Genomic DNA, 12,666 nt, shown 5'->3' with positions numbered 1-12,666 from the left:
TTGAGCGAGTTGCTCGATGAAAACAGCCTGTTTTCTCTTGAGATTCACCGTAGTCACTGCGTGTAAACGTGGTTCGCGCGTTGATTGAACGGGATGTAAAATCGAGTAAACAGGTTGTAAATGGAGTTGGTCAGGTGGTGGTCTTTGCCTCATTCAAGCGAGCAAGGTCCATGGCAAGCCAGGCGTTGAGGGCATTGGCCAGTTCTTTGTAAAAATCTGACTTGTCAAAGCGCTTACAGCTCTCGCAAAAAGAGGGCACCCAGTTCAGAAGATGGTTCGAGAGGAAGCGGATCTGGTTCTGATGTGAGGTGTATGCGGTCTCATGATCGCCATTGGCTTCTGCCAGAGCTTCGCGGTCGATGTACTCTGCCAGTACGTTGAGTTGAACGCCGAGGTGATCGGCGGGTTCTTTCATTGAATTCTCAATGGAGATACCCAGATCCTGAAGGATCTTGTTCATGTCTGCTGTTGGTTTTTGGAAGAGCGTGCCTTTTTCGTTGTAATAGGCGGACTCGTAAGGAGGGGCAGAGTGTTGACCGCCAACACCGAGAAACAGACGAGAATATGCAGTTGCCAGATCGAGCACCTTGCTTTGATAACTCTCAACGGGAAGCTCTGTCAGCTTGGTAAGCTCACCCGTAAATGATGTGAGTGCCGGTGCTTGTGAGAAGACATCCAGAAGCGCCCGTCCTTCTGGAGAGCTGTAGCTCTCCAGAGTTTCGATTTTCACTTCACTGGTGAAGAAACTTGCCAGCCAGCGGTAAACCAGAGATCTGTCGTTGTTGGAAAGAGTGATGGTTTCGTGCTTACCCATGAGCTTCACTCCCACCTGTGTCTTTTGCGTTGAGTTGCAGGTACTTCTGCAGAATGCGGTATTGTTCTTTGTCCAGTGAGATGAAGCGCTTCATGGCTTTGAGGGAGCCGATCCACTGGTTGGCAAGGAAGTGCTCGGGATCGCGCAGGCCATGGCATGTGGAGCATGCAGCACTGTACATTTCCCTGGTGTAGGTCCAGAGCTGATCTCCGTTTGAAATCAGATTTGCCTTTGAGATCCAAGTGTCGATCTGTACCTGATGCCAGGTGAGTTCTGTGTCCGGATCTACCTCGGTTTTTAGGCGTTTGATTTTATCGATGACCTTTTTACCGACAGTGGCAGAGAAGATGCGCTGGCCTCGGAGGGCATAGATCACGCGATCCACCTGATCTTGCTGCCAACCAGCGATGCGCACTTTGAGCAGATCGCCGCTGCGCTCCAGAACGGCGACATCGGTTCCGCCCAGAATGCGACCGTCACTTTTGCCGTTACTTTCCGCTTTTGACTGTTCAACGAAGAAAGGTTTGCTGGTGATGGCGTACAGATGATCTGCGCTTGCACCTTCGCTTACTGACAGGGCTTTGAGCTCGTCATACAAAGCTTTGTAGCCCTGAGACATGTCTGGCAGTTTGTGGGCGATGCCTTTGTGACAAGAGATGCAGGTCTCGCCGTCCTTGAAACCCTTCTGCATGGTTTCAGAGGCTTTGGGATGCTGCTTGGCGAAGTCCATGGAAGCTTGCTTGTGGCAGTTGCGGCACTGCTGGGAGTCGTTGGCTTCCATCTCTGCCCAGACACTCTTGGCCATGGTCAGGCGATGGGCTTCAAATTTCTCCTTGGTATCGATCTTACCAGTGAGCTTGGAGTAGACCTCTTTGGCAGCTTCGATCTTGCGAATGATCTTTGGGTAAGTTTCTTTGGGCACGTGGCAATCTGAACAGACTGCCTGAACACCGGATGCATTCGAGAAGTGCGGAGATTTCTTGTACTCCTCGTAGACCGTGCTGCGCATTTCATGACACGAGACGCAGAACTCCAGAGTGTTGGTGTAGTCCATTGCAGTATGGAAGCCGCCCCAGAACACGACGCCACCTGCAAATGTGCCGAACAGTAATAAGCTTATTGGAAATATTGCGGTTTTCGTCCGCAGGAGTCGCCAGATATTCATCTTCTATCTCTTTTGCACTCTCGGACAAGTCGGTCCGCTCAATGCTCAGAGAATTAGACTAAGGTTGTAAATAGCGTTTGGAGGAAATATGAACGGGGTGTAGAATGGTGTAAACATGATGTAAACACACAAGCCGACAACAAGCATATGACAAATAAGGCACATATACTGGTCGTTGATGATGACCTGACCAGCCGCGTGGCACTTTCCGGATATTTTGAGACCGAAGGATACCGTGTTTCTGAAGCAGAAGACGGCGCGCAAATGCGCTCGGTTTTTGCTGGTGGTGATGTGGACCTGATTATGCTTGATATTCGTCTGCCAGATGACGATGGCCTGACGCTTTTGAAGGACGTGCGAAAGAAGTCGGACGTCGGGATCATCATGGTGACAGGCCGGACGGATGATGTGGACCGGATTGTTGCGCTTGAAATGGAAGCAGACGACTATGTGATCAAGCCGTTCAACCCGCGTGAACTGTTGGCACGTTCCAAAAATTTGCTGCGCCGGGTGAGGGCAGGGCGGGTGCCTGTCGCTGTTGATGAGCGCGTGTTGAGTTTCTCAGGCTGGGTTCTGGACTTGGACAAGCGCGGACTTAAGTCTCCCGAGGGGGAGGATGTTCGTTTGACACGTGGCGAGTTTGAGCTGCTCTCTGCGCTGGTTGAGAACAAGGGGCGTGTGCTCACCCGTGATAATCTGCTGGATCACCTGAACCATCGTGAATGGGATCCAAGCGACCGTACTGTTGATGTGCTGATTGGCCGGTTGCGCCGTAAGATCGAAGCGAACCCCAAAGACCCGACTTTGATCATGACTGTGCATGGCGTTGGCTATGTGTTTACAGGTGCGTACTGAAGACGCTTATGCGCTTGCCGGCGCTTTCGTCAGGCAATTGAGCCAGGTTTCGTTCAGCTTGTGCTTTGAGGCTGTATAGGTCACCTCCAGTGCGCTGAAGATCTCCATAATTTTGTGCTTTTCCTTGTTTTGAGCTGCCTGTTCCAACTGCTCTGCGAGATTAGCGGTATGAATGAGACCCACATTATGGGATGCGCCCTTCATGCTATGCGCCTTGTCTCTGATCTTGGGAAAGTTTTGGGTTGCGATGTGGTTTCGCAGCTCTGGAATGATGAAACGCGACGTTTGCATATATGCATCGACAATGCGTTTGGCTCGCGTATCTCCCAGCATCTCGAAGTGACCACGTAACACCGTTGTATCAATGAGTTCTGTAGGTTGCTCCTGCAATGTCTGTCTGGATTTACGTGCAAACATGGCTCTGTCAGAGAGGCAGGAGGCGATGGCATCCTCAAGGTCCTCTTGAGAATACGGCTTGCCAAGGAAGCCATCGGCACCAGCAGTGAAGCTCTTCTCGATGTCAGCCAGGAAGATGCAGGCGCTTTGTACAATAACGGGAATGTTGGAAATATGGTGGTAATGAGAGGCTCGGATGCGGGCGATTGTGTCTGTGCCGCTCAAACCGGGCATACGGTTATCCATGAGCACCAAATCGAAACGGTGTTCGTGCAACTGGGCCAGTGCGTCTTCACCGCTGCCGACTGTGCTACATCCATGTCCTGCCTTTTCAAGAAAGCCTTCAGTGACCAACTGATTGACCTTGTTGTCTTCAACAAGCAAGACTTTCAACTTCTTTGGCTTCCAGGTCTCTTGCTTATCTTCAATGACGCTGACGGTCTGATCCGCTTCATAAAACGGAATGGAGAAATGGAAGCTAGCGCCCTGAGTTTGATTAGACCGGCAACCGATTTCACCACCCATCGCATTGACCAGTCGTTTTGAGATTGCAAGACCGAGACCAGTTCCTCCGAATAAGCGATTGATCGCGGCGTTTTGCTGTACAAATGGTTCAAACAGGTAGCTGTGATCTCCGGTGGGCAGACCCACTCCAGTATCCGTCACCATGATCTGAAGACATCTTGCCTGTCGGATCTTGCTTTCAGGAATATGCACGCCGATGGTGATGGAACCTGCATTGGTAAACTTGATGGCATTGCTGACGAAATTCAACAGGATCTGCCTGATCTTGGTGGGATCAGCCCGCAGTATCTCTGGAACCTGCGGATGTACCTCTATGTGAAGTTGTAGCCCTTTGGTTTCAGCGTCTTGTTGGGTGAGGTCAACAACCTGTTTGATGACTTGCCTGATCTTGAAATCAACGGCCTCCAGCTCCAGCGAGCCTGCTTCCACCTTGGAGTAATCCAGTACATCATTGAGGATTGAGCGCAGCATTTCACCGGAGGAGATGATACCATCCAGATAGCGGTGCTGTTCTGGCTTGAGGCTCGTGTCCTTGAGGAGATCGGCTAGTCCAAGCACTCCGTTCAGAGGTGTTCTGATTTCGTGGCTCATGGAGGCAAGGAAGGTGGATTTGGCGCTATTCGCGGCTTCAGCTTCTTCCTTGGCATTTTTATGGTCGGTGACATCATTGAGGATGAGGATCATCCCGGGAAACTTGCGGCTGAAGTCGACGATATGTTGGGCGCGGATATCAAAAACGCGTGGACCTATCGCGGTGTCCAGCGTGATGTCTGTAAAGCAGCTTTCCAGCTTCTGCGGCAGATAAGGCAGTAGTTGGTTTGTCAGCAGCTCACGTGTGGCTGCATTGACGTATTTGACCTTCGTGTTTTGCAACCCACAAAAAACAGCCTGAGCAGCATAGTTGAGGTCATTGACCTGGCCACTTTCATCCATCAATACGATGGGGTCGCTCAGGCTTTCCAGAATGGTGAGATACTTGTTCTTCTCATTGGTGATACGGCGGTTTTCTTCATAAGCCTCGTGCAGTTTTTTATCTTCTGCAACGCCACTCCATTCCGTCGAAAAACCAAGTTCCATGAAATCGAAATAGCGCAGTAAGTAGGCGCGATATCTGGCTCTATCTGCCTCTGAAAACTCTTGTGTTTCCAGCAGATCCAGATAGGCGCTGCGGTAGTATTTTGTCAGACCGAGGAAATAGCCCAGTGTTACACCTCTGGATCGATGGCTCTTGGCTTGCTCTACGCCAAATGCAGCGAAGGGGTGGCTGGAGAAATCGGAGCTGACATCAATTTCAGGCGGTGTGTCATAAGACTCCATCGCTTTGACGATGGATTTTGAGAGACCTTCAACTGATATGCGCCATGCCTCCCGCAGTGTGGCTGTATACTGCGTGTAACCCTGACTTTTGGCATAAAAGAATATGCGGTCTATGAGGGTGTTTTCATTTTGTAAAATCAGATCTCGCAGCACATACATGATTGCCTCCGTCTTGCTTTCAGGCATGATACGAAGGGAAGGGACGGTCAAATTAAAACTGCCGTGCTACGTGTTGGGGTGTACGCAGCACTCCATAGTCGGTGATGCTTTTGAGTGCTTGCGCTGAAATCAGTTCAGGTAGCGGGAGCCGAACCTGTTTAGTGCGTCTCTTAAGGTTTCCTGTTCATCCAGATGCCGGTTGGCTTCTACTTCGTGGTGATCCAGTTGAGGGCTCTCTTCTGTCATACGAAGGTGATCGCCGGAGTTTTCCTGAAGTTCTTCCAGAATATGGTCAAAGACCTGTACGCGCTCTTTGAGAGAATGTTGGCCACTGTGTTCCAGAAAATCTTTCAGTTTGGCCAGCTCTGCCAGCAAAATCGTGTTGTCTGCGATTTCTGAGTGATAGGTGCTTATAATCCCTTCAAGAGCATTTACATCTTCACCAGTGTTTGGGTTTTCTAAGCTCATTACAGGTCTCCTCGTTCTGGGGGAGCATGAGGTCGTGCCTATGGCGATATGTAATTATTATCTAGCCATAAAATGAGGTATTGAGCGTTGTCCGTTGGAGTTGAGGTAAGCCGATGCCTAAATCGTGCCCGAAAGTTCTATGAGAATTTTAACGGCTTCATCAGGGGCTAACTTGCTGATGGGTTTCTCATTCCTTAACCATCTATTGAGTTCTACAAGTCCAGATATTCACGCAGTCGCCAGGCTCTCGTCATTCCTCACAAGTGTTTTAACGCAGATACCGTGAGGAGTTTGGTATGAAAAAAACAATAGGAGCCGATGAGCTGGATGCTGCAACTCTGGAGTTTGGACTTCTGGTTGGGCTGCTTCTTCCCGAAGGGGAAGATCCTGTAGAATACAAACTTAACAAAGACTGGTTGAAAGACCCAATCGCTCAATTGCGTAAGCAGCTACAAACCGTCAGCAAAGATCTCAACGGTTGCCTAAGAGATGCATTACAGGCCATGAAGAAAGGCAGCAGTGATAAGGCTGAAAATGCTGCTGAGGAATTCAGCAAGTGGAACCCGCTTCTTTTTCCAGCTATTGGATTTGGTGGCCTTGTTGGTGATCTGGGCGAAGTGCCTGCAATCGACTGGCTCTCGCTGATTACGAATGGTGGTGATGTGCCGGAGACCATCGAGAACTGGGTCCAAAAAGTTGCCGGAGATCGCAAAACACTAAAAGCATGGGGAGCCGCACTCGTTGGCCTCGCAACAGGCCGCCTGGACCATCCCACAGGATTGGGAACTCCCGACACCCCCTACCTCTTCGCCATCATGGATGTGGGATCCATAGGAACCTTGTATCTGTCACTGGCAGCAAAGAAAGAAAAGGACGGTTCTGTCGTCCTTGTCCCTGGCCTGACGTTTGACAGAGATCCAATTGATCTGGATGGGTGAACTCATTTCAGAAAAGCAAAAAAGCCTCCTCCGGGAGGCTTTGGAATTTTCTTGATAAATCAAGAGAGAAACGAAGGTGCTAGCAGCAGGAATTGAACCTGCGACCCCCTGATTACAAGTTGCAATTTGCAACTCACGTCCACTTACACTCTACTACGATTCAGTACTATGAATCAATGAGTTGTAGAAAATTATTTGCTCCTGCCTACCTTGCATTTCGCTGCGAAACTCGTACATTTGCTTACAATATGCTGACCAAAATCGGCAGGCACAGCGCAAGCGATCTATAAGGGGATGAGGCCGTGTTTGCACAGGGCCGATAGAGAAGCCCAAAAAGGTTGTCACAAGCTGTCAGGCCGTCAGAAACAGCAGAAATCGGGGACTACTTTTAACTTCTATTTTCGCATGTGGAGCGGCTCTTGTTATGGGCCGTCAGCGGGAGAGTTTTGTCTGATGCCCAATGTCACGAAACGGACGGTCGATGCAGCCAAGCCAACGGCGAAGAAGTACTTCGTCTGGGACGGTAAGCTCTCGGGATTTGGGCTGCAGGTGGCGCCAACCGGGCGCAAAACCTTCATTGTCCAATATCGCACACTAGAAGGGCGCTCCCGCCGTCTGACCCTTGGGAAATACGGAGAGCTGACACCAGATCAGGCACGAGGACTGGCAGTCGATGTTCTGGCCAAGGTGCGGAATGGGGAAGACCCAACGGTTAACCGCAAGATCATCCGCAATGCGCCAACAGTCGATGACTTGCTTGATATGTATCTCAGCGAACATGTTGAGGTGCACAACAAACCGAAATCTGCGATTGAGATCCGGCGTATTCTTGAACGCTGTGTGCGAAAGCCTTTAGGCAAAGCGAAACTGGCCTCTGTCACCCGACAGGATATCTCCAAGCTTCATCGCTCCATGCGCAGAACTCCACGACAAGCAAACCATGTGCTGGCGATCATCTCTAAAGCGTTCAATCTGGCTGAAATATGGGGCTTGAGGCCTGAGCACAGTAACCCGGTGCGATTGGTGAAGCGTTACAAGGAGAATGAGCGCGACCGGTTCTTATCTGGTGATGAGTTACAGCGCTTGGGTAAGACGCTGGAGCTTGCAGAGAAAGAGGGGCTCCCTTGGATCATCAAGGCTAAGCCAGAGAACCGCAAGCACTTGCGCCACGATATTGAGAAGCGGCGAACACCGGTTAATCCGATGGCGCTTTATTGCCTCAAGCTGCTGCTTTACACGGGTGCACGGTTAATGGAAATCGCTTCTCTTGAATGGAAGCATGTGGATTTTGAAGAAGGAGCAATTGCCTTGCCTTCAAAGAAAGGAGACGGCCGCAAACCTCATCCCGTAAGTGGGAATGTGCTCGACATCCTCTCCGATGTACCGCGCTTAGATGGTTCTCCCTATGTGCTTGCTCGCATCAACGATCCAACACGGCATATTACAAAAGAGCTGGTGGAAAATGCATGGCAGCGCGTGCGCCATCATGCCGGCATTCCTGATGTGCGCATTCATGATCTGCGCCATACGGTTGGCACCTTCGCCGCACAATCAGGAAGTAACGCTTTCCTTATCAGTCATCTCTTGCGCCATCGAAACGTGACCATCACCAACCGCTATGTGAACCATGATGCTCATCCGATCCGCGTGCTCTCGGAAACGGTCGGGGAGAGGATTGAGGCGGGGTTGAAGGGAGGGGACTAGGAACTCGCTAGTCGACGCATTTGAGTATGAGGATGTTTGCTGTATCTGCATGTTTCAGTGTGACTTTAGCGAGCATTCGCCTGGTTATGGAGCAGCCCCATCCCAAGTGAGAGGCCAACTTAGGACTGACCTCAATCGGCTTGACATTAAGAGCTAGCAGCGGACAATCAGGCGGTGCTCTCAAGGGTTGAAGTCATACTCTTTAAAGATGCCCAGACTACCTTCGAGAGTTAACTTTTTTACTTATCGCGGCTCTGAGAAGATATTTGGCGATTGAATGTCGCGAGGTGACCGATTCCGGAAAGTCGCTATTCATGCCTAATGCAGCATTTCCAAAACCCGGCAACGGTTATGCGGACAAAGTAAGCTCTCATTGCTGGGATTTTCATGTCGGCTCTTCAGATTCCTTTGGGTAGCCTGACGCCTACTGATAGAGTGCTTTTTAACAAGTATCGACGATATGCATACATATGGCTTCTAAAATACTACGCGCTTGATCAGTCTTAACCATATCAAAATTTGACGTGCAGTCTCGGTTCCAGACCCCGAGGAAAGCATAGGAAGCCCTCCAATCCTGATGCTCCTCAAACTCGCTCCACGGTTCAGTTGTGAAGATTATCCCCTGAATGAAAGGATAGTCTCTCAGTAAACCTGCCTGCATGATGGGTGTAGAATGTAGTTGCCCTATAGGATCAAGCCAAGAAAAATCCGTTTCTGGTACATGGTTCGCAATCGTCCACAGGTGACCTGACACGTCGGCAGGCAGTCCGTCGAAAGTCTCGACTGCAGAAATTGTGGATGTCTTGTTTAGCTGTTCCGAATTTACGCGGACACACAATCGCCCGAGATTGGCTACCAAAAATGTGGGTGCATCAGTGTACTGCCCCTGTTTGATATTGCCACTCAGCTTTCGCATCGTTTGTTCAATAACTTCAGGCCATGTCTCGGCAAGTCCGTGGGGAGCAATGCTCTGTTCGCCAAAACCAATACTGTTGTGCTGCGCTTGTTTGGTAGCTTCGATTCTACCTTCAAGCCCTTCATTCATCTGTTGACCGTAACTGGCAATGGGGTCGGCGATGTCGAGCGTTTTGATCTCGAATCTCACATGGGGCAAACTTAGTGTCTGGAAGTCTGGCGTGTTAGTTGGACCGCGAGGTATGCCTTCAAGTTTAACGTGTTTCGCACTGGAGAGATAGAAAGTAGCTTCGCAATACGTCTCGAATAGTCTGCTGCGGGCCTCATGATCTTCTACATCTACCCACTTTTTTAAACGTTCCAACAAATCCCTTCGCAGGGCGATTAATGTACTATCGCCACCGTCAGCACCTCTGTCGATTGCATCAAACACGGACTGACGAAGTAAAAAAATCTCTGCTCCTCCACCGTATTCGTTTGCATCTTGGATGCGTTTTAGGAGGTCACTATACAATCCCATAATAGTAAGTTCCTTTCACTATGCTACGCATCAGCTTACTTGGAACGGCAGCTCATCTGATGGAAATTTGCAATACGTCCAATAGCTATGCTGTTGAAACCGCATACTGGTTCTCAAAGCTTAAAAAGCTACCGATCATTTAACTTGTTACATCGGTCACGTTGGGCTCGAAGCAGCCTGAAACGCTGCAAAAGGACAGGACCTAAAGCGCTTTTTCGAAATAGTACTAATCAACAGTATTCATCACAAATCAACTCCATGGTACAACTAAAATATGTATTTTCAAAAAATACAATTTTTATGGGAAGGTTCGCGTGCATCCTAACTCTTTGTCGAAAATTCGATTTCAGATTGAAAACGAACGTCTTATTTCAAATTTTGTTGTTGGTAAATATGAGCGTTTAAACCCCTCATCAACATCAGCGCCAATTAATGCCCTTTCAGCCAAAGCAGTTAGCAAGGGATTTGAGTTTACGCGAGCTCTAAGTATTTTTTTGTAAGACTATCAACGCTCGCTTTGCAGTGGCGAAAAAAGTGTAACATCAAGCATGATGTCTTTCGACTTTCTGCTTAGGAAGTGGTCCGAATACATGGATCTATTTCAAAAAATTCGAAAATGAAGCTCATTCCGAAAGCAAAAAAATTTGCTGGCTCCAGTTAGGATAACTTCGAGCAATTCTTTTCAGGTGCAAAAAAGCGAAGAGATCAATGGCCCAAGATCAGTAATGCGATAAAGCACAACGACCGCTTTTTGGTTGGAGTTCGTGCTGCCACTCTCGCCGACTATCCGTTACTCGATGGGTATCGGGTTATGTTCGTTACGGATGGTGCGGATCTCATTGACAAGAATATTCACTACCGTGGTAGAGGTAAGCGACGAGAGATTGATCAGGGTATTTCGTTTGTACAAGACATTAACTCACTGGTTTGTTCAGTGTTAATTACTGACTACAAATTCGGTGTTCTAGCTCGGAAAATCGGATGGCTTCAAAACGATATGGACTTTGGAGCATCCTTTGACATAGCGCCGTTTAAAAAGATCTGTGCCCTTGAAAAGATTGTTTTTCCTTGGGAAAAAGAAGAAGCCTTTGTGATAGAGCTGGCTGGCAATATCCTTGAAGTAAAAAAATGCACGTTTAGTTGAACAACATCCGATCTGAAAATTTTTGTTTCCCTCCGAAAGGGTGCTAACTCTAGACAGCAATTCACTAATTCTTGATCAGATTAATAATCTTTATGAAAGTCGAACTGTGTTGTCTCGTGTTTTCTGGGGGCCTTCGATCCTTAATTTTTGCTGTCATTCAAACTCCAACAGCCAATTAAGCCGCAACAAATTGAGGGACTGGAAATGAACCTCAGAATCACTTTCAGACGAGATCTTGCTTGGAGGCAGCGCTCATCCTTTTATAGGCCGAACTGGATCGAGCGTGCATATTGGGGCGTTATGAAAAACAATAATGGAACATTGAGCCACATTCACTCACGTTAGGTGTTGTTTGATTTGGTAAGACGTGAACCAAGGCCGACTTTTGCTGTATTGCGAGAACTCGGGTAGTTGTTGAAACGGGGGGCGTACCCAGTACATCCTAGCCCCTTAATCGACATTTGTTATGATCGATGATACCGCAGCACATTCTTAAAAGCTGACTTTGGTTTATGTTCCAGTGCCGTTAGGTAGGTACTGAGATTGCATTTACTTGGTGGGAGCGGAACATGATTGATTTACGTGAAATTGGCGAAGAATGTGTTTGGCCCGATAATTTGCAACCTGAGGGATACGGCGAGCTTTGCATAGAAGACTTCGCAGGTTGGTGGGATCGAAACTATGAATTCTTGAAGAACCTGCCGGAAACATGCGCTGAACAATGGGTGTATCGCCACTGGCAAGACTCAGTGGCTTCCTTTATTCCACTTGAGGATCTGCAGTGTAAAGAAGAGCTCTGGCCTGCCATGGATTTCGTCACCAAGGTGGGCACGGTCAGAGGCAATGAGGCGCTAAATCCAACACACGACTTCGAAGTGTTTAGTGGGCAAAAAACTGGCGAAAAGCTTCTAACAGCAAGAGCTCTTGACGAAGGTAGTTGGGATTATCCCGTGGTTGTGTTGGAAACCCCTAGTGGCTTCATTGATTGCACTGGAGAACATATTGATACGCCGTATTTCTTGATCGAGGGCCACAAACGTCGCCGCTACTTAAATGCATTACTGCACCGGGGGGCTTCCTTGAGTGAGCAGAAGGTATTTGTGCTGCACGCGCCCAGCTTGTTGTAAGCTTAAATCTGCTTGGAATTCAACCTCAGGCCACTACTGCATATTTGCATTGCGGGACAAACGAGCGGTTTTATCAAAGGTTGAATTAGTTCCACCAAGCGACATCTTCAGCTCCCCGGTAAATAATCTGTAACTACTTGAGACGAGTTCAAGCCTACCTTTCGAGCAACTCTAACTGAAGCTGAGAGAGGTACACCAGAAGGCTTCTATGGTAGCGTTCATGAGCTATCTGGAGTTATCAAATGACCAATTGCTGTCATTCAAGAAACCTATGAACTTTCTCTGTCAGAGCGTGCAATCAACTTCAAGTAGGTCCTCTCATACTTGCTGATTAAGACAACAAATGCCTTATCGTGAAAGTCATGAGTTATGTGTGCGGATCAAGCGGACGTTCGCAGGATCATCAAACCGGAAGACGATTGCCAAATCTAACCGGTCAATTTGATCCGTTTTTTGCTTTCCAACACCATTCCCGTCATTTGTTCAGAGGCACTTGTTATCATGCGCAGCATAACGCCATTTCTCCAAAGCGGCCATTCGAGCTGGTGGCAACCTTCAGCACCTACGAAGGCCTCTTGGAGCGTAAGAGTTGACCAAACCGGACGGTCGCAACTGATCG

At 48.7% G+C, this 12,666-nt stretch carries 10 protein-coding genes; 5 read left to right on the top strand and 5 right to left on the bottom strand.

The features are described 5' to 3' along the window. Positions 1-130: 130 nt before the first annotated feature. Both torD and PsAD13_RS20470 read right to left on the bottom strand, forming a co-directional pair. Complete coding sequence (gene torD / locus PsAD13_RS20475; RefSeq protein WP_063319315.1) at positions 131-814, bottom strand: molecular chaperone TorD; 684 nt, start codon at positions 812-814, stop codon at positions 131-133. Beyond that, positions 807-1,979: a NapC/NirT family cytochrome c gene (locus PsAD13_RS20470; RefSeq protein ID WP_063319314.1), complete on the bottom strand. Its 1,173-nt coding sequence runs from the start codon at positions 1,977-1,979 to the stop codon at positions 807-809. The genes torD and PsAD13_RS20470 overlap by 8 nt, the downstream gene beginning before the upstream one ends. A 147-nt stretch (positions 1,980-2,126) precedes the next feature. On the opposite strand from PsAD13_RS20470, the gene PsAD13_RS20465 reads away from it, so the two are divergent. Beyond that, positions 2,127-2,834 (top strand): response regulator, encoded by a 708-nt coding sequence (locus PsAD13_RS20465; protein WP_063319313.1) that lies wholly within the window; start codon positions 2,127-2,129, stop codon positions 2,832-2,834. Between the two features lie 6 nt (positions 2,835-2,840). Here the strand turns inward: PsAD13_RS20465 and PsAD13_RS20460 are convergent, their stop codons facing one another. Together PsAD13_RS20460 and PsAD13_RS20455 are read right to left on the bottom strand one after the other, a co-directional pair. Then, positions 2,841-5,282 (bottom strand): ATP-binding protein, encoded by a 2,442-nt coding sequence (locus PsAD13_RS20460; protein ID WP_208986835.1) that lies wholly within the window; start codon positions 5,280-5,282, stop codon positions 2,841-2,843. A gap of 78 nt (positions 5,283-5,360) precedes the next feature. Beyond that, positions 5,361-5,699, bottom strand: coding sequence for a hypothetical protein (locus PsAD13_RS20455; RefSeq protein WP_057462490.1), 339 nt, complete (start codon positions 5,697-5,699; stop codon positions 5,361-5,363). Between the two features lie 296 nt (positions 5,700-5,995). On the opposite strand from PsAD13_RS20455, the gene PsAD13_RS20450 reads away from it, so the two are divergent. Together PsAD13_RS20450 and PsAD13_RS20445 are read left to right on the top strand one after the other, a co-directional pair. Further along, positions 5,996-6,637: a hypothetical protein gene (locus tag PsAD13_RS20450; RefSeq protein ID WP_063319311.1), complete on the top strand. Its 642-nt coding sequence runs from the start codon at positions 5,996-5,998 to the stop codon at positions 6,635-6,637. 453 nt (positions 6,638-7,090) lie between these two features. Then, entirely contained in the window at positions 7,091-8,341 is a 1,251-nt protein-coding gene (locus tag PsAD13_RS20445; RefSeq protein ID WP_063319310.1) for a site-specific integrase, read from the top strand. 442 nt (positions 8,342-8,783) lie between these two features. Here the strand turns inward: PsAD13_RS20445 and PsAD13_RS20440 are convergent, their stop codons facing one another. Continuing rightward, entirely contained in the window at positions 8,784-9,776 is a 993-nt protein-coding gene (locus tag PsAD13_RS20440; protein ID WP_063319309.1) for a hypothetical protein, read from the bottom strand. Between the two features lie 811 nt (positions 9,777-10,587). Here PsAD13_RS20440 and PsAD13_RS20435 point away from each other — a divergent pair. Both PsAD13_RS20435 and PsAD13_RS20430 read left to right on the top strand, forming a co-directional pair. Further along, positions 10,588-10,920, top strand: coding sequence for a hypothetical protein (locus tag PsAD13_RS20435; protein WP_063319308.1), 333 nt, complete (start codon positions 10,588-10,590; stop codon positions 10,918-10,920). A 569-nt stretch (positions 10,921-11,489) separates the two neighbouring features. Beyond that, a complete protein-coding gene (locus tag PsAD13_RS20430; RefSeq protein ID WP_063319307.1) occupies positions 11,490-12,047 on the top strand; it encodes a hypothetical protein in 558 nt (185 codons plus the stop codon). Positions 12,048-12,666 lie beyond the last annotated feature (619 nt).

The sequence above is a fragment of the Pseudovibrio sp. Ad13 genome (assembly GCF_001623225.1).
Lineage (GTDB): Bacteria > Pseudomonadota > Alphaproteobacteria > Rhizobiales > Stappiaceae > Pseudovibrio.
The sequence above is the reverse complement of the archived record's forward strand: the minus strand, read 5'-3'. Positions and strand labels throughout refer to the sequence as shown.